Source organism: Paenibacillus sp. J5 (genome assembly GCF_054955055.1).
Genome location: NZ_JBUEDD010000005.1, coordinates 163547 through 188478, shown reverse-complemented (window position 1 = coordinate 188478; position 24932 = coordinate 163547). Strand labels below are relative to the sequence as shown.

The following is a 24932-nucleotide window of genomic DNA, read 5'->3' as shown; positions in this document are numbered from 1 at the left end:
CATGCAATTTCTATGGGCGTTTTTGGTAGGTGGAGCCATCTGTGTGATCGGCCAGCTCATGTTCGATCTGCTGAAGCTGACGCCGGCGCATACGATGGCCTCGCTGGTCGTTGCCGGAGCTATCATCGATGGGGTCGGACTGTACGAGCCGTTGATCAAGTTCGCTGGGGCGGGAGCGACGGTTCCGATTACGAGCTTCGGCAACTCGCTCGTGCACGGAGCATTGACCGAGCTGCACGATACGGGGTGGATTGGCATTATTACCGGGATATTCAAGGTGACAAGCGCGGGAATTTCGGCAGCGATCATCTTTTCGTTTCTGGCAGCGCTGGTGGTCAAGCCAAAAGGATAATCAAACAAGTAATTGGAGGATCTGTGTGATCCTCCAATTTTTTTTGGCAAAAAATAAGATGTACGCCCTCCTGGCAATTTAGTAGAATGAGAGTATACGGCTATTCCTGCTTGGTCGCCTGTTGGAACCACAAGAAAATCCTGTTCCATACATATTCGGCAGCCTTTGGACTGTATTAATTACCGGGAGGGATGGAATTGGACCAGAACTATAATGACATGCAGCTCTGCACCACGATTCGACGTAATCTTGAATCCAGTATCCTGGGCAAGCAGACTGAAATTACGCGCCTGTTGACGGCGCTATTGGCCGGAGGCCATGTATTGCTGGAGGATGTGCCGGGCACAGGCAAGACCCAGTTGGTCAAAGCGCTGGCCCGTTCGATAGGCGGACAATTTCGCCGCATACAATGCAACCCGGATTTGCTACCTACGGATATAACCGGTGTCTCGATCTATCACCCTAAGCAGGAGGAATTTATGTTCCGCCCTGGCCCGGTTGTGGCCAACATCGTGCTTGCCGATGAGATCAACCGGGCGACGACGAAGACCCAGTCCGCTTTGCTGGAAGTGATGGAGGAGCGTCGGGTGAGCGTGGATGGCTTCACACACGAGCTGCCGGAGCCGTTCCTGCTGTTTGCTACACAGAATCCGATTGAATTTGAAGGAACCTATATATTGCCTGAGGCTCAGTTGGATCGCTTCATGATGAAACTGACGCTCGGCTACCCGGATGAGGACACGGAGAAGCAGATGCTGCTGCTGCACCAGGCGGGGCAGCCATCAGACAGGCTGGAGCAGGTGGCTGACATCGAAGATATTATCCGCTTGCAGCAACGTACCCGCAGCGTACATGTCGATGAGGCGATTGCAGATTATCTGGTGCGTATCGTGCGCAGCACAAGGGAGCATCAGGCGATACAGCTTGGGGCAAGCCCGCGCGCCGCGCTGTCGCTCATGGCTGCGGCCAAGGCGCATGCCTTCCTGAATGAACGGACCTTTGTCATACCCGACGATGTGAAGGAGCTTGCCGGGGCTGTGCTCGGGCATCGGCTGCTGCTCCAGGCAGAGGCTAGAATTAATGGTCTTGGGCCGGAGGATATTCTTGAGGACATCGTAGCTCACACCAAGGTTCCTGTCCGGTTGGAGCGGTAGGAATGAACAATCTGGGTCTGAATCCGTACCGCTGGTGGGTGACCGCATCGTTATATGCAAGCTCGCTTGTGTTCGTATTGTTCCAGGGCGGCAAGGCCGCGCTGATGATCTTCCTTATATTTAATGTTCTCTTGCTCTATCTGTTTCTGGGACGCTGGAGCGGCATCCGTCGTGTGCAGGGTGAGCGGCGGGTGATGCATCCCGGAGCCGCCAAAGCGGCTCTAAGCGCGGGCAGCCGACTTGAAGTCGAGCTGAAGGTGAAGGTGCCTGGCTACTGGCCGGTGCCCTATGTGCTGCTGCGTGAGCGGCTTGTTCGCCAAGGCGGGAAGGACCTGATGTTTGAAGTGTCCTTCGTGCCGGATTTGAGGCGAAGCGGCGGCGTGCATTACTTGACGCCGCCGCTGCAGCGGGGCGTCTACCGTTTCTCGCCCACACGCTGCGCGACCAAGGATATATTCGGCTTGATCGAGCACACCGGCTCCTTTCATGCGGAGGACGCCTTCCGTGTGCTGCCCAAGACGGTATCCATCCGCACATGGAGCCAGATGCGGCGCGGCTTCAAGGGTCCATACTCCCATACGGCTGCTGCTCGTTCCTCGAAGGAGACGACTCAGCTTAACGGGGTTCGCGACTATCTGTACGGCGACCGCCTCTCCCGCATTCACTGGAATGCAACCGCCCGTACCGGCAAGTGGAAGTCCAAGGAATTCGAGCGGGAGGCTATGCCGCGATCGATCATTGTGCTGGACCGGAGCCAGGTCGCTTACTCGCGTCCCGAGCTATTCGAGCTGGCCGTCTCCAGCGCGGCTTCGCTCCTCGATTTTGGATTGCGCAATGAGAATGCGATGGGCTTCGTCTCCGTCGGCGCCCAGCTTGATGTGTGGGAGCCGCGCGCCTCGTTGGGGCATCGCAATGAAGTGATCAATCATCTGGTTAGCGTCGAGAATGACTCACAGTTGCCGCTATCGAGGGCGCTGCGTCAGGCGGAGCAGGGTCTGGTACATGGCTCGCTCGCGGTGATCATCAGCCCCCAGGGCGGGGAGGAGATCGTTCGCGCCATGCAATGGCTGGACCGCAAGGGACTGCAGCCCTGCCTGATCTACATTGACGGAGAGGCTGCACCTTCGCCCGATGAGGATCAGTGGCAACAAATCATTATGCGTCGCGGCTGGTCGATCTACACAGTGAAGAGCCTGCAAGAGCTTCCTGGTGTACTGGAAGGAGGCGGGCAGCGTGCTTACATGGTTTAAGAAAGGGTATTGGAGCCGTGCGAGCAACTGGATGCTTCGGCTGCGTTATCTGTTTGTCGTCGCCCTGCTATGGCAATGCTTTGAGGTGCTTGAAGGCTTTTGGTGGGAGGAAACCTATGCCGTTGTTCAAGGCTTGCTGCTGACGGTTGTCTTGACGGAGCTTCTGCTGCCCGGCCCGCGTGCCGTGCGGCTGCTTGTGCAAGGCGCACTATGGCTAGGTATAAATATGCATGTCACCGGCTTTCAATGGCAGGCGATTCAAGCGAGCCTATTCGATGATCCGCGCTTGTGGCTGGGGGAGGCCGCTGCCAACTGGGCTCAACTGGAGCCATTCATCTGGATCAGTCTGGCGGTAGGGATCGTCATTCACCTGTTTGCCCTGTGGGTACAGGGAAGGTCGCAGATGATCACGATTACCGGGAGCGTGCTGGCGATATTGCTGATTGCCGATTCCTTCACGCCGCTCCCGCTCTGGGATAATATCGCATGGACGATCTTCATTGGGCTGATCTGGCTTGTTGCCGATCATTTTGCCCAGTTTCAAATCAAGCATCCCGATAGCTGGAATGACCTTCGCGAGTACCCGGCAGGGCTATTTCTGCCTGCACTGCTTATTATTGCTCTTGTCATGTCGTCTGGCCTGTTCGTCCCGTCGATTGCTCCGCTCCTCAAGGACCCTTATACGATCTGGAAGGAATCGCGCGGCGAAGCTGTCCCTTCCTTCGTTGGGGACAAGGGGCTGTCCAATTCTCTCTCTGGGGCCCGCGACAGCCGTTCGGGCTATAGTCGGCAGGATGATTCGCTGGGCGGGGGCTTTCAGTTCGACTACTCGACGGTGATGGAGGTTACGACTAACCGCCGCAGCTACTGGCGCGGGGAGACGAAGGCCTTTTATTCTGGGGACGGGTGGTCCAAGAGCGATGCCGAACGGCGCGAGCCATCTGTGATCGGGCTGGCGCTGGATCAGCCGCTACCGCTCGAGGGGGGGCCGACGGAAGGCAGCGACAGGATCAAGGTGACCCAGACGGTCAAAATGGTGCGGGAGGACCCGTATCCGGTGCTGTTTGCAGCGGCGCCGATTGAGCGGCTCATGGCAGTGGAATATGGAGAGGAGGATACGCTGCCTCCTAACCGGATGAGCTGGCATGCCTCCTCCTGGGAGCTGAGGTGGCCGGAGGTTCAGTCTTCTGCTCCGTATCCCTCGGCGTATACGATCATCTCCAGCCTGCCTGTGCTGGATGAGCCAGGCTTGCGCCAGGCGGCTGCCAGCCTCGGCAGCTCGCAGCAGAACCGGATGTATGTACAGTTGCCGGCGGAGCTGCCCCAGAGAGTGACCGAACTAGCCGTTCAGATTACGGCGGCAGCCGATAATCCATATGATAAGATGAAGGCGCTCGAAACGTATCTCAAAAATAATTTTGTCTATACGAATACACCGGATTTGTCGCGGCGCAAGAGCAGCGACTTTGTGGATGCCTTTTTGTTTGAGGTGCTGGAGGGCTATTGCGACTATTACTCCAGCGCACTGGCGGTCATGGGCCGCACGATCGGCATTCCGACACGCTGGGTGAAGGGCTATGCGCCTGGTGTACTCCCGCTCGATCAACTGATGGTCTACCCCTCGGAGGAGATGGCCGTTAACCCGGATGGCGCCGGCACGTATACGGTTCGCAATGCGGACGCGCATTCGTGGGTGGAGGCGTACTTCGAAGGATACGGCTGGATTCCGTTCGAGCCGACAGCAGGGTTTACCTTTCCTTATGCTGAATTGCAGTCCAGTACGGTGCCGGAGCTGCCACTGCCGGAAACGGAGGAGAAGACGCAGCAGGAGAAGCCGAAGGAGAAGGCGACGACAGTGTCGACCCAAGTGACCGGATATATCGGATTGGCGCTGCTTGCTGCTCTGGCGGCATGGGCTGTGTATCGCCGCAGGCAGATTATCGATGCTCTGATTCGCTATCGGTTCCGCAAGTTTACAGCCAGTCAGCGAATCGTATGGGAGATGGGCAAGCTGCTCCGCTATGGCAAGCGCAAGGGGCTGAGTCTCTCCGAGCAAGAGACGGCGAGAGAGACGATGACAGCATGGAGCAGGGAATGGCCGGGATTGAAACCGGAGTTTGCAGAATTGCTGTCGCTGTTCGAACGAGCCAAGTACAGCGGGCAGGCTGCCTCCTTGGAGGAGCTGGAGCGGTTCCTGGCATTGTCGAAGACGGTACGAGGGCGCTTATAGTCAGACGCTGTATTTGACCGATAAGGAGCACCGTTCTTGGACAAGTATGGCCGGCATGCCGCAGCTTCAGGCGGTTTGTCGGCTATTTTTCTTCTTTGCATCAAAATCGGCAGATGTGGTATAGTTTGAGCTATGTACCATCAATAAAAAATCAGGGAGTAATGGCATGTTCAAACGATTGCTTCCCAGTGTCATCGTGAATACCATCTATGATATTGATTTGGAACAATTGAAGGCGCTAGGAATGAAAGGCATAATTACCGATCTGGACAATACGCTGGTAGGAGCCAAGGAGCCGCTCGCCACGCCCGAGCTGATCACTTGGCTTAAACAGGTGGAGCAGAGCGGATTTCAGGTTGTGATTGTATCCAATAATAATCAGACCCGAGTCTCTGCCTTTGCGAGTCCGCTTCATATACCTTATATTCATGCTGCCCGCAAGCCTGCTATGCGAGCGTTCCGACAGGCGTTGCAGTTGATGAAGCTGCAGCCGCAGCAGACCGTGGTGATTGGAGATCAGATGCTGACGGATATGCTGGGTGGACGTCGCATGGGGCTGCATACCATATTGGTAACTCCGATTGCGCCTAAGGACGAAGGTCTCATGACCAGAGTGAACAGGCAGATCGAGAAGCTGGCACTATACCAGTTGCGTAAAAAAGGGCTATGGCCCAAGGAGGAAAAGAAGTGACAGAGCATGTAAAGACAGAACGTCCTCATCAATGCGCAGGCTGCGGCGTGCAACTGCAGACAGAGGACAAGAGCAAGGTCGGCTATGTGCCGGAATCTGCAATTTCGCGCGAGCCGGCGATCTGCCAGCGGTGCTTCCGTATTAAAAATTATAATGAAGCGGCCTCCGTGGCCGTAGACAATGACGAGTTCTTGAAGCTGCTGGGCGCCATCGGCAATACGGACAGCCTGGTCGTTCATATTGTCGATCTATTCGATTTTGAGGGCAGTCTGATCTCTGGCCTGCAACGGTTCGTCGGGGCTAATCCGGTGCTGCTGGTCGTGAACAAGGTCGATCTGCTGCCTAAGGCTGTCAATCTGAATCGGCTGCGCAATTGGGTGCAGCAGCAGGCGAAGGCTCAGGGTCTGAAGGTTGTGGACGTTGTCCTGTGCAGCGCGAAGCGCAATATCGGCTTTGAGCGCGTCATTGAGGCATTGGAGCAGTATCGCGGCGACCGTGATGTCTATGTCGTCGGGGCGACCAATGTCGGCAAGTCGACGCTCATCAATCGGCTGATTCGCGATTACAGCGATCTGGACAATGAGCTGACGACATCGCGCTACCCAGGAACGACACTGGATGCGGTGCGCATCCCGATCGATGATGGGCGCTATATTATTGATACGCCTGGTATTGTCTACTCGACGAGGCTGACGGAGCTGGTGCCGGGGAGCGTGCTCAAGACGATTCTTCCAGAGCACACGCTCAAGCCGCTCGTTTATCAGTTAAATCCGCGCCAGACCCTATTCTTTGGAGCGTTGGCCCGGCTGGATTTTGTAGAGGGAGAGCGTCAGTCCTTCACGATCTATATCGCGGAGGGGCTCAAGATTCATCGCACGAAGCTGGAGCGAGCGGACGAGCTATATGCTGAGCATCGTGGGGGGATGCTTGTTCCACCAGATGAGTCAGAGCTGCACAAGCTGCCAGCATGGACTCGCCATTCACTGCGGGTGCCGCGCGGCAAGCAGGTTGATTTGTTCATCTCCGGTCTTGGCTGGATCAAGGTCAATTCAACTACAGGTGCGCAGTTGGAGCTGCATCTTCCCAAAGGGGTCAAGGTGCTGCTGCGTGATTCGCTGATCTAGCAGATCAACCGAAACCGAAGGGAGTTGCAATAGCAAGTGCAGCAAGGGAACAGGGTTGATAGCCATACGGTGCTGTATGGCGTAATAGGCGATCCCATCCGCCATTCCAAATCCCCGCTCATGATGAATTGCGCGTTCCGCGAGACGGGAATTAACGGTATCTACACCGCCTTTCATATAACAGCCTCACAGCTTGCGGCCTTTATCGGCGGCGTGCGTGCGATGGATATTCGCGGCGTGAACGTCACGATTCCCCATAAGCTTGACGTTATGCCTCACCTGGATCATATTGACGAGAGCGCTCGTCTGATTGGTGCGGTGAACACCATCGTCAATAATAGCGGTGTGCTGATCGGCTACAATACCGATGGCCTCGGGTATGTGCGGTCGCTGAAGGAGGAGGTTGAGCCGAATCTGGCAGGCAAGCGTGTCGTTATCCTCGGTGCAGGGGGGGCTGCCCGCGGCATCATCTATGGGCTGGCCCAGGAGCAGGTGGCAACCATCGCGGTCGCGAACCGGACGTTCGAGCGCGCTGCGAGATTGGCGGAGGACTTCAGCTTGATGGCGGAGGTGAAGGCTGCAAGCTGGGAGGAGCTGGAGACGCTGTGCAAGAGCGCCGATCTGGTTATCAATACAACAAGTGTGGGCATGTATCCTTATGTCGATGAGACGCCTGCGTCTGCATCCTGGCTCAAGGAGAGCGCCATTGCAAGCGATCTGATCTACAATCCGCTGGAAACACGGTTTCTGCGGGAAGCGCGTCTGGCTGGCTGCCGCACTCATGGCGGTCTAGGCATGTTCATCTATCAGGGGGCGTATGCCTTTGAATACTGGACGGGCCAGACTGCGCCGGCTGAAGCGATGCGCAGTTGTGTGCTGCAGGCGCTGGAGGCCGCAGCAGCGGCCAAATCATGATATTAATTGAAAGAAGGAACCAATGACATGCTTACAGGAAAACAGAAGCGTTATTTGCGCTCACGCGCGCATCATCTGCAGCCGATCTTTCAGGTCGGCAAGGGTGGAACGAACGAGCATTTGATCCGTCATATTGAGGAGGCGCTGGAGGTTCGGGAGCTGATCAAAATCTCGGTGCTCAACAATTGCGGTGAAGACGCGCGCGAGGTCGGCGCGGAGCTGGCGGCAGGCGCGCGAGCCGAGCTGGTGCAGGTCATCGGCAAAACGATCGTACTATACAAGGAATCCAAGGAACACAAGACGATCGAGCTGCCATAGCTTCAAAATGGGGAGGGGTACACCATGATACAGGTAGGCTTGATGGGCGGCACATTCGATCCGATTCATTATGGCCATCTGCTGGCTGCGGAATCGGCCAGAGAGGCGTGCGGCCTTGATGAAGTGTGGTTCATCCCGGCTGGTCATCCACCGCTCAAGCCCAATGCGCCGCTTGCCTCTGGCGAGCAGCGGCTGGAGATGGTGTATCGGGCGATCGATTTTCAACCGCATTTCCGCGCGCTTGATCTGGAGCTGGGACGAGATTGCACCTCGTATACGTTTGACACGGTGACGGAGCTGCAGCGGTTGTATCCGGGACGGGAATTCTCGTTCATTATTGGCGCTGACCGGGTGAATGATCTGGCTCAGTGGCATCGGATCGAGGAGCTGGCGCAGAGCGTCTCCTTCATCGCTGTGGAGCGTCCCGGTACGCCGATGCGGCTGGAGCAGGTGCCGGAGGCTGTACGTAGCAAGCTGAAGCGCTGCGAGATGCCGCTGCTGGATATATCCTCGACGGATATTCGCCAGCGCCGGATAGAAGGGCGATCGATTCGTTTTTTGACACCGGACAAAGTATTTCAATTCATTCAAAGGAATCATCTGTATGAATCGTGAGAAGCTAATGGAAGCTGTTCGTCCGCAGATGCCGGAGAAGCGCTGGAAGCATACGCTTGGTGTGATGGAGACGTCCATTCAGCTCGCACAGCAGTACGGAGCCGATCCTGTGGCGGCCGAGCAGGCAGCGATATTGCATGATGTCGCTAAATATTGGAGCGTCGGCGCCATGGAAGAGGCGATTCGTGAGGAAGGGCTGCACACCGAAGTGCTGCAATTCGATAAGGAATTGTGGCATGCTCATGCCGGAGCATACGTGGCCTATCGCGACTATGGGATCGAGAGCCAGGAGATTTTGGATGCGATCCGTTATCATACGTCTGGACGAGTAGGCATGACGCTGCTGGAGAAGGTAGTCTGGCTGGCTGATCTGATCGAGCCGGGCAGACGTTTTCCAGGGGTTGAGGAGATTCGCTTATTGGCGGAGCGCGACCTGAGTGGCGCGCTGGTTGCGGGCTTCGACACGACCTTGCGTTTTCTGTTGGAGCAGCGCAAGACGATCTATCCGTTAACTGTGCTGGCGCGCAATGCGCTGCTGGCTGAACACAAACAACAACTACAGGGAGGCTAACGCTGTTGACAATAAGCTCGGAGCAACTAATGCAGATTGCCGCTGAAGCGGCTGAGGACAAAAAAGCTGGACGGATTGTGGCACTGAACCTGATGGGAATATCGCTGGTGGCGGATTATTTCGTCATCTGCCACGGCAACTCGGATACACAGGTACAGGCGATTGCCACCGAGATTCGCAAGCGGGTTGAGGAGAAGGGCGGGCGGCTGCGCGGCGTTGAAGGGATCGATTCTGCTCGCTGGGTGCTGATGGACCTGGGCGATGTGGTCGTGCATGTATTCCACCGCGATGAGCGGGACTATTACAATCTGGAGCGTCTCTGGTCTGACGCTAAGGTTGTGGAATTCGCATGAGTCTTGTAGCCGGAACGACGATGAAGCTGACGGTGGAGCGCGAGGTGCCGCCCAACGGTTATTTTCTGACGGATGGGGAGCAGGATGTGCTGCTGCACTACAGCGAGATTGTGGGCGACCGCCCGCAGCCTGGCGACCAGATTGATGTATTCCTGTTCTTCGATACCCAGGATCGACCGGCAGCCACGATGCGCAAGCCGCTCATCCAATTGGGCGAGCTGGCCAGGCTGCAAGTAGCGGACATTCATCCGCGCCTCGGCTGCTTCCTGGAGATCGGCCTTGGGCGTCAGCTCCTGCTGCCGCTGGCGGAGCTGCCCGAGAAGCGCGAATATCGCCCGCAGCGTGGCGACGAGATATTCGTCACGCTGGGGCATGACAAGAGCGGACGGCTGATCGCCAAGGCGGCTACCGAGGCGGAGCTGGCGCCGCTTGTGTTCCCGGCTCCACAATCATGGAGCAACAATTGGGTGGAAGGCTGGGTAACGAAGACGCTGCAGATGGGCTCATTTGTGCTGGTTGACGGCGGGGTCGTCGGCTTTGGCGTCTATGGTCTCATCCCTGCTGCGGAGCGCAGCGGCACGCTGCGCGTCGGCCAGCGGGTGAAGGCGCGCATTACTCATATCCGCGAGGATGGGCGCGTCAATCTGTCGATGGCGCCGCGCAAGGAGATTGGCCGGGTGCAGGATGCGGATGTGATTCTCGCTTTCTTGAAGGAGCGCCCCAATGGCGCCATGCCATATTCGGACGAGACACCTGCCGATGTCATCAAGCAGAAGTTCGGTATTAGCAAGTCTGCCTTCAAGCGGGCGCTCGGCAAGCTGATGCGCGAGGGGCAGATTCGACAGGAAGGTAGCTGGACATATCTTCAGCAGGATGGACAGGCTGCGTCAGGCGGGGAAACGGACAAGCCATAGGAGGAGAGCATATGAGAGCATACCGGCAATTCGCCTCGGTCTATGACCGCTTGATGGAGGATATGCCGTACCCGCAATGGCTGGCCTTTGCCCGCCAATGCTGGGAGCGGTACGGGATGCCGACATCCGTGGCGGACATCGGCTGCGGGACAGGAGCGATCGCCATCCCGCTCGCTCGCTCGGGCTTTGAGGTTTACGGAATTGACCTGTCGGCGGATATGCTGTCCATTGCCCGGAGCAAATGGGAGGATGCAAGCTCAAGCCAACTGCGCTCACAGCCTGGATCGCTCATGCTGCTGCAGCAGGATATGAGGGAGTGGGAGCTGTCTCAGCAGGTAGACAGCGTGATTTCCTTCTGCGACTGCATCAACTACCTGACGGAGGAGGAGGATGTGGAGGAGATGCTCGCAGCGACGTGCCGCGCGCTCAAGGACGGCGGGGTGTTTCTGTTCGACGTGCATCCGCCATCGCAGCTTGAGCGTTATGCGCAGGAGCAGCCCTTCGTGCTGGATGATCGCGACGTCGCCTACATATGGACATGTGAGCTGGATGAGCAGCGTTGCGAGATTGAGCACCGTCTCTCCATCTTCGCCCGCGAAGGAAGCGGACAGGATGCGTTATTCCAGCGGATCGAGGAGACGCATACCCAGCGCGCCTATGATCCGGCCTGGCTGAGCGGCGCGTTGCTGCGCGCAGGCTTCTCCAAGGTGGAGCTATTCGCTGACTTTGCGCTGCAGGCGCCAGGGGAGGAGAGCGAGCGGCTATTCTTCGTGGCTGTGAAGGCGCCACAGGCTTGACATGTCCCTCATCAATTTTTACAATACAGATAGTGTAAATCCGCCAGTAGCTCATGGCCAAGCCTATTCCGGTAGTCAGGCGCAGTCGCAGCGTTGCGTGCGAGCGGTGGCTGCTGACTGTGCATTAGCCGCCGTGATGCGTCCAGCAGCAGGGCGAGCACCGGGCAAGGCATGCCCATGAACGAGGGCAGTATGACGGAATCAGCCTCCCGTCCCTAGCCGAAGAGCTAAGGATGGGAGGTTTTTTTGAAAGGATGGCCTGAAGCCATCGCTGTTTGAATCTAAGGAGGCAATTCGTGATGAGTGAAGAACGTCAGCAGGGCTATCAGCCCCTTGTGATTGAACCGAAATGGCAGCAGTACTGGGATGAGCATCAAACGTTCAAAACGACAGAGGATGCGGACAAGCCCAAGTTCTATGCGCTGGACATGTTCCCTTATCCTTCAGGGGCAGGGCTGCATGTCGGCCATCCTGAAGGCTACACGGCGACAGATATTGTATCCCGTTACAAAAGAATGCAGGGCTATAACGTGCTCCATCCGATGGGCTGGGACGCATTCGGCCTGCCTGCGGAACAGCATGCGCTCGACACCGGGCAGCATCCGCGCGATATTACATTTAAGAATATTGATAATTTCCGCCGTCAGATCAAGTCGCTGGGCTTCTCGTATGACTGGGAGCGTGAATTCAGCACAACCGATCCGAACTACTATAAATGGACGCAATGGATTTTTATTCAGCTATACAAGAAAGGGCTGGCTTATGTAGCGGAGGTTCCGGTCAACTGGTGTCCGGCGCTCGGTACGGTGCTGGCCAATGAGGAAGTCATTGACGGTCTGAGCGAGCGCGGAGGCCATCCGGTCATCCGCCGTCCGATGCGCCAGTGGATGCTGAAGATTACGGCTTATGCCGAGAGGCTGCTCGAGGATCTGGAGGAGCTGGACTGGAGCGAGAGCATCAAGGATATGCAGCGCAACTGGATTGGCAAATCCAAGGGCGCGGAGGTGACCTTTGCGATCGATGGTCATGATGCTTCGCTGGTCGTCTTCACGACCCGCCCGGATACGCTGTTCGGCTCCACCTATTGTGTGCTCGCGCCTGAGCATGAGCTCGTCGCCCGCATTACAACTGATGCCCAGCGTTCAGCGGTCGAAGCGTATCAGGAGAATGCTGCGCGCAAGAGCGATCTGGAGCGTACCGACCTGGCCAAGGAGAAGACCGGCGTGTTCACGGGGGCGTATGCGGTCAATCCGGTCAATGGCGCCAAGGTGCCGATCTGGATTGCTGATTATGTGCTCGCAGGCTACGGCACCGGGGCCATCATGGCCGTTCCGGGTCATGACCAGCGCGACTGGGAATTCGCCAAGCAGTTCGACCTGCCGATTATTGAGGTGGTGCAGGGCGGCGATGTGACCCAGGAGGCCTACGCGGGAGACGGTCCGCATGTGAATTCCGGCCATCTCGACGGGAAGAACAACGAGGAAGCGATTGCGGCTATGATCGCCTGGCTGGAGCAAGAGGGCAAGGGCTGTGGCAAGGTGACCTACCGTCTGCGCGACTGGCTGTTCAGCCGCCAGCGTTATTGGGGCGAGCCGATCCCGGTGCTGCATCTGGAGGATGGCACGATGAAGACGGTGCCGGAGTCCGAGCTGCCACTGGTGCTGCCGGATGTCGATCATATTACCCCGTCTGGCACTGGCGAATCGCCGCTGGCTGTCGTGACCGACTGGGTGGAGACGATCGATCCCGAGACCGGCATGAAGGCGCGTCGCGAGACGAATACAATGCCGCAGTGGGCAGGAAGCTGCTGGTACTACTTGCGGTTCATTGATCCGCATAACGATCAGGAGATCTGCTCCAAGGAGAAGCAGGAGCAATGGCTGCCTGTCGATCTGTACATCGGCGGTGCGGAGCATGCGGTGCTCCACCTGCTGTATGCCCGCTTCTGGCACAAGGTGCTGTATGATCTGGGCGTGGTCTCAACTAAAGAGCCGTTCCACAAGCTGGTTAACCAAGGCATGATCTTGGGCACGAACAATGAGAAAATGAGCAAATCGCGCGGCAATGTCATCAACCCGGATGACATCGTCAATGAGTATGGCGCCGATACATTGCGGATGTACGAAATGTTCATGGGGCCGCTCGAGGCAACGAAGCCGTGGAATACGAACGGGGTTGAGGGCGCATACCGCTTCCTGAGCCGTGTATGGCGCTTGTATGTAGGCGAAGACGGAAGCCTCAATCCGAAAATTACCGATGGCGAGGGTAGCGATGCGTTCAAGCGCGTCTGGCATCGCACGATTAAGAAGGTTACCGAGGATCTGGACAACCTCCGCTTCAATACGGCGATCAGCCAACTGATGATCTTCGTCAATGAAGCGTACAAGAGCGAGGAGCTGCCGCGGACGGCGATGGAGCATCTGGTACAGATGCTGTCGCCGATCGCTCCGCATATTACGGAGGAGCTGTGGAGCAGGCTTGGACATGACGGCTCGATCTCCTATGTGTCCTGGCCGAAGTATGATGCAGCCTGGACAGTGGATCAGGAGGTTGAGATCGTGGTACAGGTCAACGGCAAAATTGTTCAACGCTTGTCTGTGCCTGCTGATCTGGATCAGCAGGGGATGGAGGAGAAGGCCAGAGAGCTGGATAAAGTACAGGAGGCCATCTCCGGCAAAACCGTTCGCAAGGTCATTGCGGTCAAAGGCAAGCTGGTCAACATCGTCGTCTCCTAGGACGCAGAAGGCTCCTCAGCCGGGGCCCTGGATGCGCTGCTCGTAGAACGCAGCGGCTACTTTCCCTACATCCTCATCATACTTGGCATGCGTCGTTCTGATGAGTCGGTTAAACACACCATCCAACTCGTTGTCCAGCAGGTGGAGCGCCTGGGCGGTGATGCCACCGGGAACGGATACGCGAGCCTGCAGCTCGGATGGTGTGAAGCCGCCCTCGGTCAGTAGCTTGCCCGTACCAAGCAGCATGCTGCTGGCGAGGGTGATCGCTTCATCCCTGTCAATTCCCGTCTCTTCCACGGCGGCATCAATGAATTGCTCCAGCAGATATGCGAAGAATGCCGGGCCACAGCTCGACAGGTCGGAGACGACACGGGTATAGCGCTCTGTGATGCGCAGCGGTCGGCTAATATATCCAAGCAGCTCCTCAAGCACATATTGATCGTGCTCGTTCATCCTGCTGCCATACATGCACAACGAAGCGCCGCTAAGCGTGTAGTTGGTTATACTGGGAATGACCTTCGCAACCTTGGAAGGCACATATTCCTCCAATTGGGCCAGAAGCACTGGACTTGTGATCGAGATGATCATTTGTTCCGGCTGCAAGCTGGCCTTTATTTCGTCCAGCACCGTTTTATATTCAAGGGGCTTGATGCATAAGAACACCATATCGCTGCCGAGTGCTGCTTCAACATTGGCAGGTACTGCCTGCAATCCCGGATGCTTCTTTGCGAGGCATTCCGCCTTTGTGAAGGAGCGGTTGGCTGCCTTGATTTGGCCCGGCAGCAGCGCGCCTGACTGAATGAACGCATCCACCAGCAGGCTGCCCATGCTCCCGGTTCCGATAAAACCGATTTTCATTTAGATACCCTCCCTTACACGGCGCATATGTACGCTGCTTTACATACCATATGTAACGTGGCTTGGACAACATGATAATTTTTTGCTCTGAGCTGGAGGAAGCTCCGTCCCTGCATGAAGACGGTGCGGATAGCGATGCACCAGTATTAGAATCTGGAAGGAGAATGAATAATGAGAGAAGTTCTGACAAGCTCTGCTCCCGTCCGCTGGGCAATCCTGCTGCTGCTGGGCGCGGGTGCGCTGCTGTTGGCGGCGGCCTGGTGGATGGGAGAAGCAGATGAACCGCCAGGCTGGACGCGGCTTGACGCGCAGCTTGCTGCGGCGTTGGGCGGTCAGGAGCCTGATGCGATGATCGTGGAGTCTGGAGCGGGGAAGGATCATGGGCTAGCGGCGCACAGTGCCGCCACGCTCGAAAGCAAGACGCTGCCAGATAAAGCCCAACAGGAGGCAGCACAGCCCGAAGCCTCCATGCCTCTGCCAGAGACAGCCAGCGCAGACGGTAAGGGAGCTGCGCAAGCGCAGTTGGCGGATGAGTCAGGCAGCCAGCGGGAAGAGGATGAAGAGAGTTGTCAGACCTCTTCGCCTCGGGGAGAAGGTATTGCAGCATCTGCATGTGTAACAGAGACGATGACGGATGCGCTGGGACGGCTCAATATCAACCTAGCCGGAGTGGAGGAGCTGGATTCGCTGCCGGGGATCGGGCCAGCCAAAGCCCGGGCGATCGTTGAGGACAGAAGTCGCAATGGTCGATTTCAGACGGTCGAGGAGCTGACTCGTGTCAAGGGGATTGGCCCCAAAATGCTCGAAAAGATAAAAAACAGCATTGTCGTCCAACCATGAATATGAGAGAATAGCCATAAGGTTAAAGGGGAATAGTTTTCATTTGCTCTCAGGTGGAAGCATTCACTCAAGGCCGCTAATTCAACGTTAGCTTTAAGGAGGAGAGCAGTACGATGACAGAGGAAAGAAAGCAATCGTTTGAGACATTAGCTATCCACGCGGGACAACAGATCGACCCGACGACAATGTCCAGAGCCGTTCCCATTTATCAGACGACTTCGTATGGTTTCCGGGATACCGATCACGCGGCCAATCTGTTCGGATTGAAGGAATTCGGCAATATATATACCCGTTTGATGAACCCGACTACGGATGTTCTGGAACAGCGTGTTGCTGCACTGGAAGGCGGAGTAGCTGCACTCGCAGTTGCGTCCGGGCAAGCAGCCATTACGTATTCGATCTTGAACATCGCCGGGGCTGGAGACGAGATTGTGTCCGCAACAAGCATCTATGGCGGTACATATAATCTGTTCTCTACTACATTGGCCAAGATAGGCATCAAGGTTGTATTCGTCGATCCTTCGAATCCGGAGAACTTCCGCGGAGCGATTACGGCGAAGACGAAGGCCGTATTTGTCGAGTCCATCGGCAATCCTAGAGGGGATGTCGCTGATCTGCAGGCGATCTCGGCTATCGCACATGAGAACGGCATTCCGCTCATCGTTGACAACACGTTCCCAACTCCATACCTGTGCCGTCCAATTGAGCACGGAGCTGATATTGTCGTTCATTCCGCAACGAAGTTTCTGGGTGGACACGGCACCTCGATTGGCGGCATCATCGTCGATGGCGGCAAATTCGACTGGACGCAAAATGACAAGTTCCCTGGGCTGACCGAGCCTGATCCGAGCTATCATGGTCTGGTATACTCCGAGGCGCTGGGAGCGATCGCTTACATCATCAAGGCTCGTGTGCAATTGCTGCGCGATATGGGAGCGGCGATCTCGCCATTTAATGCCTTCCTGCTGCTGCAAGGTGTGGAGACGCTGCATCTGCGCATGGAGCGCCACAGCTCCAATGCGCTCAAGGTTGCAGAGTTTCTGGAGCAGCATCCAGCGGTGAAGTGGGTAAACTACGCTGGCCTGCCGAGCCATTCCTCGTTCGCCAATGCGCAGAAATATCTGCCTAAGGGTCAAGGCGCGATCCTGACCTTCGAGATCGAAGGAGGACTTGAGGCAGGCAAGAAAGTCATTAACTCGGTGAAGCTGTTGTCTCACTTGGCCAACGTAGGCGATTCCAAGTCGCTGATCATCCATCCGGCCAGCACGACGCATCAGCAGCTCAGCGAGGAGGAGCAGACATCTGCAGGGGTGACGCCTGGACTGATCCGTCTGTCGATCGGCACGGAGTCCATTGATGATATTATCTATGATCTGGAGCAGGCGATTGCAGCTAGCCAGGGCTAATCGGAAAGCTCGGCAGCCTATGGTTGTGCGTCTCTAGCAAGGAAAGGAAGAAAGGCACGATGGCAAGCCATGAAGCTGTGCGAAAAGATTGGGATACTTATTTTATGGACATCGCATATATGGCCTCTACGAGGTCCCGCTGCCCGCGCAGACATGTAGGCGCTGTGCTTGTACAGGGAAGAAATCTGCTGGGCACCGCTTATAACGGCGCTCCATCAGGCGCCCCGGACTGCTCGGAGGAAGGCTGCATGATCGTGGAGGAATACGAGCTGCAGCAGCAGGATGGGCAGGAGCAGATGGTGAAGAAGCAGCGTTGCATTCGCACGATTCATGCGGAGCAGAATCTCCTGCTGTTCACCGACAGAATTCATCGGGAAGGCTCGACCGTATATGTAACGGATCAGCCTTGCTGGACCTGTGCCAATATGCTTGCGAACAGCGGGATTAAGGAAATCGTCTATCATCGCGCTTATATGAAGGATAGCGAGAAGGTTGGGCGTCTGATGAAGCAAAAGGGACTGCTGTTCCGTTGCCTGGAGCATTATGCGCCGCCCCCGCAGACGGTGATGGATATTCAAGCCTAGTGTTGGATAGAAACTGAATAATTATAACAGGGAAGCACCCTGTAACACGGCAACACGTGTTACGGGGTGTTTTTTTGTCATTGCAAAAAGTAGACGTTAGACGCGAAACGAAGCTTTGCCTACCAAGGTAGGGCGTCGCCGTTTACGCTTGATATATAAGGATAATAAGAGGAGCAGCATATATCTGGCTTCTATATCTACGCGAAACGAAGCTTTGTCTACCAAGGGAAGACATCGCCGTTTACGCTTGATATATAAGGATTCATAAGAGGAGCAGCATATATCTGGCTTCTATATCTACGCGAAACGAGGCTTTGTCTACCAAGGGAAGACATCGCCGTTTACGCTTGAGACAGGAGGTAAAAATGATAAACCAGGCTGTAACCGTGCGCAGGCCGCTCGTCTGGCTTGCCGTATGCTGGGTTGCAGGCAATGCTGCCGTCGCAGCAGGGAATGCGGCTTCCGCTGCCTTGCTCGGAGGCGGATTAATTGTCCTGCTCTCGGCGTTGGTTGTGGCAGGCAGGCTGGGCAAGGTGCTGGCAGTGCTGCTGCTTGCCGCTTATGGATTGTCGGCAGTTGAGCGCATGGCGGTGGACCTGCACCATGCGACTGGACTGCCGGAGCTGGCAGCCGCCAGTCAGGCCGAGTTCCCGAATTCACTGCCGATCCGAGTACGGCTGTCAGGCGAGCTGATCTCTCCGGTTGCAGTCGATGGCGACCGGGCCTCGTTCCGAATACAAGCACGGCAGGCCGTCCTGCATCCAGAGAGCGCTCAGCCAGAGCGGGTCGAGCTGCGGGAACGGCTGCTCATCCATGTTCGGCTGCAGCAGCAGGAGGAGCAGCAGCTTGCGCTGACATGGCAGCGCGGCGGGACGATGGAGGCCGAGGCGGAGCTGAAGCTGCCGGCAGAGGCAGCCAACTACGGTGCCTTTGATTACCGACGTTATCTGCGGTCGCAGCGCATTCACTGGCTGGCAAGCATTGAGGGAGCCGGGGCCATCCGATATGAGGCAGGCGACCCCTGGACGGTTGCAAGCCTGCTGGGCAGGGTGGATCAGGCGAGAAGCAAGCTGGCGTCACAACTGGACCGTCTATACCCGGACGGGGATGCAGGCTATATGAAGGGGCTTGTGATCGGTATGCGCGACGATATGGACCCCGAGCAGTATCTGCAGTTCTCAGGTCTTGGGATGAGCCACATATTAGCGGTATCCGGCTTACATATTGCGGTGTTCCTATATGGCCTCACCCTATTGCTGCGGCTGATGCGCCTCACTCGTGAGAGCCGCATCGATCTGCTGCTTGCCGCTGTGCCGATCTATGTGCTGTTATCCGGTGCGTCGCCTTCCGTCGTGCGTGCTGGTATTATGGCGCTGATCGGCCTGCTTGCCGCCAGACGGCAGACGCTCAAGGACGGACTGCATGTGCTGTCCGTCGCCGCACTCGTCATGTTGGCCGCAGACCCGTATCTGCTGGATAATGTCAGCTTCCAATTTTCCTTTCTCGTCACAGCAGGCTTAATATTGGGGGTTCCGCCGCTGCGCAGGGCGCTGCCGGACTGGGGCAAGGGCAAGGCACTGCTGGATACGCTGGCTGTATCTGTGGTGGCGGAGCTAGTCGCTTTCCCGTTAACCCTCTATTATTTCAACAGCTACAATCTGCTATCGCTCCCGGCCAATCTGGTGCTGGTGCCGTTAATCAGTTCGCTCAGCCTGCCGCTGGGTACGCTGTCGCTGCTGCTGTTCTCCATCTGGCAGCCGCTAGGAGAGGCTGCCGCCTGGCTTGTGAAGCTGACGAACCGTCTGACCTTTGGTACGATCACCCAATTAGACGGCATTGCCTTCACGAAGCTCATCTGGCCATCGCCGCCGCTATGGTGGCTCGCGCTGTGGCTTGCCGCAGTTCTGCTGCTCATACGCCTGCTGCCGTCAGCCGCCTCCCGTTCACGTCAGCCTCAAGACGGCGACTCTGAACGCTCGGACTCTGGAGATTGGTTGTCGCATTTGGCGGCTGGGCCGAGTCTTGAGCTGCAGGGAGACCCCGCATCGAGCAGAACAGCCCCGACCAAGCTGAAGCTGAAGGGAGACGCACTACATGCGGGAGCAGCTCCGGCTCTGACAGGTCCGCTGCTGCCCTTGAGACGACTAAAGAGCAACCGCCAGGAGCCGGGTCATCACACTGTTGCTATAGCTTGGCTCCATGCCAGGCGGCTGCGGGGCAACTGGCGGCAAGGCACTGTCATGCTGCTGTTGCTGGGCTTGCTGGTATACGGCTACGCCCCGCATATTCTGGATCATGCGGCATATGTACAGATGCTGGATGTGGGTCAGGGGGAGGCGCTGCTGATTCGCAGTCCGCAAGGCAAGCATATGCTTATTGATGGGGGCGGAACGGTCTCCTTCCGCAAGGCAAGCGAGCTGTGGCGTGAGCGGCGCGACCCGTTCGAGGTCGGACGCAAGCTTGTGGTGCCGCTGCTCAAGCAGCGCGGTGTGCAGCAACTGGAGATGGTCGTGGTTACCCATCTGGATAGCGACCATATCGGTGGCTTGCAGGCGGTGCTGGAGACGATCCCGGTCAAGAGACTGCTGTGGAATGGCTCGACGAAGCCGGGGGCAGCCGATGCGAGGAGGCTGCTGAAGACGGCACTGGACAAGGGAATTCCGGTCTATGCGCCGTGCGGCGGCGACCGTTGGGAGCTGGAGACGCATATGTCGATCGAGGTGCTGTGGCCGTCTGTTGTCTGCGCCGAGGATGATGAGGGGCCGCCAGCGGTTGTTGAGGTGAAGGAACAAAATGAGCAAAGCGTTGTTCTTCTGCTCAAGCTGTATTCCACTACGCTGCTGCTGACAGGCGATATGGAGGCAGGGAGCGAGCGGCGAATGGTGGAGCGGCTGCAAGCACAGAACCGAGCGCTCGGGCCGATCGATGTGCTGAAGGTGGCGCATCACGGCAGCCGCACCTCCACGACAGAGCTGTGGCTGCGTTACTGGCAGCCAGCCGTGGCGCTCATCTCCGCTGGTCGCAGCAATCCGTATGGGCATCCGCATCCATTGGTTACGGGGCGTCTGGACGAGCAGGACATCATCATGCTGCGGACAGACAGCCATGGGGAGATTCAACTGCGCATCACAGCCCAGGGTCTAGCCTGGCGCACACGATTTCCATAGGCTGTGGTGAGAGCAGGCTGTATGGAGGGCGCAGCATATTGCTGCTCTCTGCTTATGGCAGCTTATCTAGTTTTACAGCGCAAGCAACATGTTAGTGGTAGTGAGAACAGGGTATACGCTTGCGCTGTTTTCTGCTATTCTTAAGGTTGGATGATGGAGATGAGAGTGAAGAAGATGCCGTAATCGGGGTATCATTTCATATACTTATATGGAGCTTATATGGAGTCAAGCGCTTGCATTCAGTTTTTATTGTCAAGGGCGTCTTAATTTCTAAAGATTTTTTAAAGATTTGCAGGTTTAGCTGCAACATTCAATTCAGCCTTTCCGTCTGAAAGGTTGCAAGAGAGGGGGATCCTTCGTGGTAGAGCCTGGTCTCATAAGAGCCGCTCAATCGGGCGATCGCGACGCTCTAATTACCCTATTGCGCGAGATAGAAACCCATGTATATCGTACAGCCTACTACATTGTGAATAATGAACAGGATGCTATGGATGCTGCGCAGGAGGCGCTCATCCGCATCTATACGAAAATTGGCTCCTACGAGGAGAAGGCCCAGTTCAAGACATGGGTACAACGAATCGTAACGAATATATGTATCGACAAATTCCGGCGCAGCAAGCCGACGGTATCGATCGACGAGCATGAAATGGTGTTTCAGGAGAAGCAGAATGTTGAGGAGGAGGTGCTCTCCACGTATGTCGCCAAGGATATACGGGAGGCGATCGACAAGCTGCCGGAGCATCACCGCGCCGTCGTTGTGCTGCGGTATCTGCAGGACTTCTCGTACAATGAAATTGCCGACTCTCTTGACTTACCATTAAATACAGTGAAGTCATATCTATTCCGGGCAAGACAGCAGCTTCAAACGTTACTACATGATTACCAGAAAGGTGGTGTCCGAGGATGACTTGCCAAGAGGTGATAGACCTAATGAATAGACAACTGGACGGGGATTTGGACGAACGGGAAACCGAGCTTCTAATGAACCATACAAGGAATTGCCCGGACTGCGCCGAGATGCTGGAACGGTTGAGCCGCTTGTCCTCTGAATTGGAGAATCTGCCTAAGGTAACGCCCAGCTATAGCCTGGTCGATGCGATTATGCCGCGTCTGGAGCAGATTGAACTGGAGCGGAAGCAGGAGGAGGAGCAGACGGCCGAGGCAAGCGTATTGCCTCCCGAGCAGCAGCCTCGTCGAAGTGCGCCTAGCCGTAACGGCAAAGGCTGGCTATCGCGGTATCGTCTGCTGGGCGGCATAGCGGCGGCAGGAATTGTCGCTGGTGTCTTTATTTTGAGCTATTCGCCCTCTACATTGCCGACAGCGATGGAGAGCTCCGCTCCTCTTGCCATGCAGCACAGCGCAGCGAATGCCCCTGCTTCCGCGGGGGAGGGCTCGAATGTTACGAAGCTGAGCGCAAGTGATGCTAGCAATTCGCCTTCCGAGGAGGACGGGCTTGACGGTTCGTCGCCAGACGAATCCACCACAGGGAAGGCTAAGGATGAGGCCGCTGAATCATCCCCATCCGCAGATCGGGAACAGCTGAACATCATTGCGCACCAGGATCAAGCAGGCGGCGCAGTTGAAGATACCCATAAGAGTCAGAAGCTGGTCACGCCTTCCTCTCCTCCTGCGCCAGATGCAACGCCCAAGGAGTATAGCTCAGCAGACCAGCGTATTGCGGGAGACTATCCGGGGGCAACCGAGGAGAAGCGGTCTGCGGACCTATCGAACCATGCGGCATCTGATGAGTCGCCGGGGGGCGGGGCGCGCGACATGCCCCCAACCTATGACGCGCCGGAGGCGGAAAGAGCGCCTAAAGCCCCGGATATGTCCTTTGAGCCAGAGGTGGGCGCCAGTCTCCTGGCTACCCCTACCAGCAGCTCGGACTCTGCGGGAGCAGCGTCTCCTAACGGAGCCTACCATGCCACAGTGAACGGGAAATCTGTGGAAATCTATAATGCGTCAACATCTGAGCTTCTGTTCCGCGGGGGCGAGAAGCAAGGCGACATCTCGAACCTGTACTGGGCGGAGGATAATCAGACAGTAAGCTATGAGGTTAGCTCCAGTGATGGGACAGTGCAGCATTACGTCATTCATGTGAATGATGGAACGGAAATCAAGCAGGAGCCATAGAGTTCCCCTGAAAGTGAACGAGGACGATCGGAAGCCAGTTGGACGGGAACACACAAATTTGGGCAAGCCTGATTTGCACACATCTTAACTCCTGAGCGTATTGTATAGCATCAGGAAGCGAATAGTTGTTGTGGCCTGATTCATCGTATGACCATTCTGCCAGGGGGAGCCATGGACCCCCTGCTGAATGTTTATATAGATATTCAGGGACAGAGGGATGAGGCCGTTCACGGCAGCATCCCTTTGTTGCGGTACTCGGGCAGAAAAGGAGTCAGTATGGATTTGCGGAGCGCAACGAAGGAGATACGCAGCGGCCAGGTGAGGCCGATATATGTGCTATACGGCAAGGATGGGTACCGGATACAGGAGTTTGTCTCCTTCCTGGCCGAAGAGCTGCTCGGCAAGGAGGGGCAAGATATGGGCATTGTCAAATTTGACACATCGGAAACCTTGCTGGATGAAGCGGTATTGGAAGCAGAGTCGCCGTCCTTCTTCCATCCACATAAGCTCATTATTGTTCGGGACCAGACAGTGCTGGCCGCTGGCAAGGACGGCAAGCTGAACCATCAGACGGATCGTCTGCTGAGCTATCTGGCTGAGCCTTGCGAGACGAGCACCATCGTCTTTCTCGTTCAAGCGGAGAAGCTGGATGAGCGGCGCAAGCTGGTGAAGCGGCTGAAGGAGCTGGATGTGCTGCTGCAATTTCAAGAGCTTGAGGGCAATGATCTGCTTCGCTGGATGATCAAGCGGGCCCAACAGCAAGGACGCGAACTGGAGGAGTCTGCCGCCGAACTGATCACGATGCGCTGCGGCAACCGATTGCAGCAGCTCTCGCAAGAGGTGGACAAGCTATGTCTGTATGTAGGCGAGGGGGGAGCGATCAGTCGCCGCGAAGTGGAACTGTTAACAATCCCTTCACTTGAGGAGGATGTTTTTGCCCTGGTTGATGCGATGGCTGCGCTCCAGACAGGCCGTGCGCTGCAGTTGTACCGGGAGCTGCTGCTGCGCAAGGAGGAGCCGATCAAGATCGTGGCGCTTATGGCAAGGCAGCTCCGTATTATGCTGCAGATTAAGGAATTGGAGGGACATCGCTATACGCCTCAGCAGATTGCCGGACATCTGGGCTTGCATCCGTATGTGGTCAAGCTGTCTATGGAGAAGGCGCGGCGACATGAGCCGTCTGCTCTGGCGCGCGAGCTGTCCCGTCTGGCAGAACTGGACTTTCAGATGAAGACAGGGCAGATCGACAAGGTGCTCGGTGTGGAGCTGTTTTTGCTTCGTATGGGCGCTTAATACTTTCATACAGAGGAGGCCGAACGCAGTCACGGCGTAGCCAAAATCAATTACAGACAGGAGTTGATGGCATGATACATCTATTCGTTCGTATCGATGCAGGTGGCTCCGGGCAAGGAGTTCCGCATGAACTTTGCTTGGAGCCTTCTTCAAACGCATACAAAATGAAATATCACAATGCATAAAATGTGCTGCCGAAAAAAAACGGCTCAAACCAGAAATCAGTGCTTGACTTGGGCCGAGATGAGACGCTACGGGACAGAGGGTTCTTCCGATCGCTGTTAAAGCCCGATTCCTTGTATTTATTTGAGGACTATGGTGGGAATCGGTCTTTAAAGGCGAACACTGACGTTTCTCCAGAATCCCTCCGCCCCTCCGCTAAGCTCTATTTTCTGTCAAGCACTGATTATTAGGTTGAGCCGAAAAAACTGCTGCACGATATACAGCAGCATGTTCAAGGAAGCTATCTATATATTCCGGTTTGCCGGGAAAATAAGAAGCAATAGGGCGAACCTTCATGTAATAAACTTGTCCTAAGGGCATGCTTTTAAGCGGTTGTGATTGAAGAAGGGAAGCTGAATATTGCCAACCCGGATTTTGCATTAGACCTGGAGGAAGCTACGCGCGGCAGG

Annotated in this window: 22 protein-coding genes; 21 read left to right on the top strand and 1 reads right to left on the bottom strand. The window is 56.3% G+C overall.

The window, feature by feature from the left end; translation table 11 throughout:
* Window position 1: 1 nt before the first annotated feature.
* The 14 genes from spoVAE to leuS all read left to right on the top strand — a co-directional run bounded on the left by spoVAE (window position 2) and on the right by leuS (window position 14019).
* A complete protein-coding gene (gene spoVAE / locus ACY1JZ_RS10960; RefSeq protein ID WP_270164407.1) occupies window positions 2-352 on the top strand; it encodes a stage V sporulation protein AE in 351 nt (116 codons plus the stop codon).
* A 197-nt stretch (window positions 353-549) separates the two neighbouring features.
* The gene (locus ACY1JZ_RS10955) at window positions 550-1506 is read left to right on the top strand and encodes an AAA family ATPase (protein ID WP_442954735.1); all 957 of its coding nucleotides are present in this window, start codon (window positions 550-552) and stop codon (window positions 1504-1506) included.
* Between the two features lie 2 nt (window positions 1507-1508).
* Window positions 1509-2756: a DUF58 domain-containing protein gene (locus ACY1JZ_RS10950; protein WP_462629163.1), complete on the top strand. Its 1248-nt coding sequence runs from the start codon at window positions 1509-1511 to the stop codon at window positions 2754-2756.
* Window positions 2740-4986: a DUF4129 domain-containing transglutaminase family protein gene (locus tag ACY1JZ_RS10945; RefSeq protein ID WP_462629161.1), complete on the top strand. Its 2247-nt coding sequence runs from the start codon at window positions 2740-2742 to the stop codon at window positions 4984-4986. The genes ACY1JZ_RS10950 and ACY1JZ_RS10945 overlap by 17 nt, the downstream gene beginning before the upstream one ends.
* Window positions 4987-5152: 166 nt before the next feature.
* Entirely contained in the window at window positions 5153-5677 is a 525-nt protein-coding gene (locus tag ACY1JZ_RS10940; RefSeq protein WP_270164404.1) for a YqeG family HAD IIIA-type phosphatase, read from the top strand.
* The gene (yqeH, locus tag ACY1JZ_RS10935; protein WP_270164403.1) at window positions 5674-6801 is read left to right on the top strand and encodes a ribosome biogenesis GTPase YqeH; all 1128 of its coding nucleotides are present in this window, start codon (window positions 5674-5676) and stop codon (window positions 6799-6801) included. The genes ACY1JZ_RS10940 and yqeH overlap by 4 nt, the downstream gene beginning before the upstream one ends.
* Before the next feature lie 36 nt (window positions 6802-6837).
* Complete coding sequence (gene aroE, locus ACY1JZ_RS10930; RefSeq protein WP_462629160.1) at window positions 6838-7716, top strand: shikimate dehydrogenase; 879 nt, start codon at window positions 6838-6840, stop codon at window positions 7714-7716.
* Window positions 7717-7743: 27 nt separating this feature from the next.
* Complete coding sequence (yhbY, locus tag ACY1JZ_RS10925; RefSeq protein ID WP_462629159.1) at window positions 7744-8034, top strand: ribosome assembly RNA-binding protein YhbY; 291 nt, start codon at window positions 7744-7746, stop codon at window positions 8032-8034.
* Window positions 8035-8058: 24 nt separating this feature from the next.
* The gene (gene nadD / locus ACY1JZ_RS10920) at window positions 8059-8649 is read left to right on the top strand and encodes a nicotinate-nucleotide adenylyltransferase (RefSeq protein ID WP_270172339.1); all 591 of its coding nucleotides are present in this window, start codon (window positions 8059-8061) and stop codon (window positions 8647-8649) included.
* Window positions 8639-9220: a bis(5'-nucleosyl)-tetraphosphatase (symmetrical) YqeK gene (gene yqeK / locus ACY1JZ_RS10915; protein WP_462629158.1), complete on the top strand. Its 582-nt coding sequence runs from the start codon at window positions 8639-8641 to the stop codon at window positions 9218-9220. The genes nadD and yqeK overlap by 11 nt, the downstream gene beginning before the upstream one ends.
* A gap of 29 nt (window positions 9221-9249) precedes the next feature.
* Complete coding sequence (gene rsfS, locus ACY1JZ_RS10910) at window positions 9250-9573, top strand: ribosome silencing factor (protein ID WP_442954920.1); 324 nt, start codon at window positions 9250-9252, stop codon at window positions 9571-9573.
* A complete protein-coding gene (locus ACY1JZ_RS10905) occupies window positions 9570-10487 on the top strand; it encodes a CvfB family protein (protein WP_270172336.1) in 918 nt (305 codons plus the stop codon). Before rsfS ends, ACY1JZ_RS10905 begins: the two co-directional genes overlap by 4 nt.
* Window positions 10488-10498: 11 nt before the next feature.
* Window positions 10499-11284 (top strand): class I SAM-dependent DNA methyltransferase, encoded by a 786-nt coding sequence (locus tag ACY1JZ_RS10900; protein ID WP_462629157.1) that lies wholly within the window; start codon window positions 10499-10501, stop codon window positions 11282-11284.
* 299 nt (window positions 11285-11583) lie between these two features.
* The gene (leuS, locus tag ACY1JZ_RS10895) at window positions 11584-14019 is read left to right on the top strand and encodes a leucine--tRNA ligase (protein WP_270172334.1); all 2436 of its coding nucleotides are present in this window, start codon (window positions 11584-11586) and stop codon (window positions 14017-14019) included.
* Window positions 14020-14034: 15 nt separating this feature from the next.
* Here leuS and comER read toward each other — a convergent pair whose 3' ends face one another.
* Window positions 14035-14877, bottom strand: a complete 843-nt coding sequence (gene comER, locus ACY1JZ_RS10890) for a late competence protein ComER (RefSeq protein ID WP_270172333.1) — start codon at window positions 14875-14877, stop codon at window positions 14035-14037.
* Window positions 14878-15048: 171 nt separating this feature from the next.
* Between comER and ACY1JZ_RS10885 the strand changes: the two genes are divergently transcribed.
* The 7 genes from ACY1JZ_RS10885 (at window position 15049) to holA (ending at window position 24300) form a co-directional block, all read left to right on the top strand.
* Window positions 15049-15717 carry a ComEA family DNA-binding protein gene (locus tag ACY1JZ_RS10885; RefSeq protein ID WP_462629156.1) on the top strand — a complete coding sequence of 223 codons (669 nt, stop codon included), beginning with the start codon at window positions 15049-15051 and terminating at the stop codon, window positions 15715-15717.
* Window positions 15718-15830: 113 nt separating this feature from the next.
* Entirely contained in the window at window positions 15831-17123 is a 1293-nt protein-coding gene (locus ACY1JZ_RS10880) for a homocysteine synthase (protein WP_462629155.1), read from the top strand.
* Window positions 17124-17182: 59 nt separating this feature from the next.
* Complete coding sequence (locus tag ACY1JZ_RS10875) at window positions 17183-17707, top strand: deoxycytidylate deaminase (protein WP_270172330.1); 525 nt, start codon at window positions 17183-17185, stop codon at window positions 17705-17707.
* Window positions 17708-18072: 365 nt separating this feature from the next.
* Complete coding sequence (locus ACY1JZ_RS10870; RefSeq protein WP_462629154.1) at window positions 18073-20874, top strand: ComEC/Rec2 family competence protein; 2802 nt, start codon at window positions 18073-18075, stop codon at window positions 20872-20874.
* 358 nt (window positions 20875-21232) lie between these two features.
* A complete protein-coding gene (locus ACY1JZ_RS10865) occupies window positions 21233-21781 on the top strand; it encodes an RNA polymerase sigma factor (RefSeq protein ID WP_270172328.1) in 549 nt (182 codons plus the stop codon).
* Window positions 21778-23007, top strand: coding sequence for a zf-HC2 domain-containing protein (locus tag ACY1JZ_RS10860; protein WP_462629153.1), 1230 nt, complete (start codon window positions 21778-21780; stop codon window positions 23005-23007). The genes ACY1JZ_RS10865 and ACY1JZ_RS10860 overlap by 4 nt, the downstream gene beginning before the upstream one ends.
* A 276-nt stretch (window positions 23008-23283) precedes the next feature.
* Window positions 23284-24300, top strand: a complete 1017-nt coding sequence (gene holA, locus ACY1JZ_RS10855; protein ID WP_462629152.1) for a DNA polymerase III subunit delta — start codon at window positions 23284-23286, stop codon at window positions 24298-24300.
* The last annotated feature ends 632 nt before the right edge of the window (window positions 24301-24932 follow it).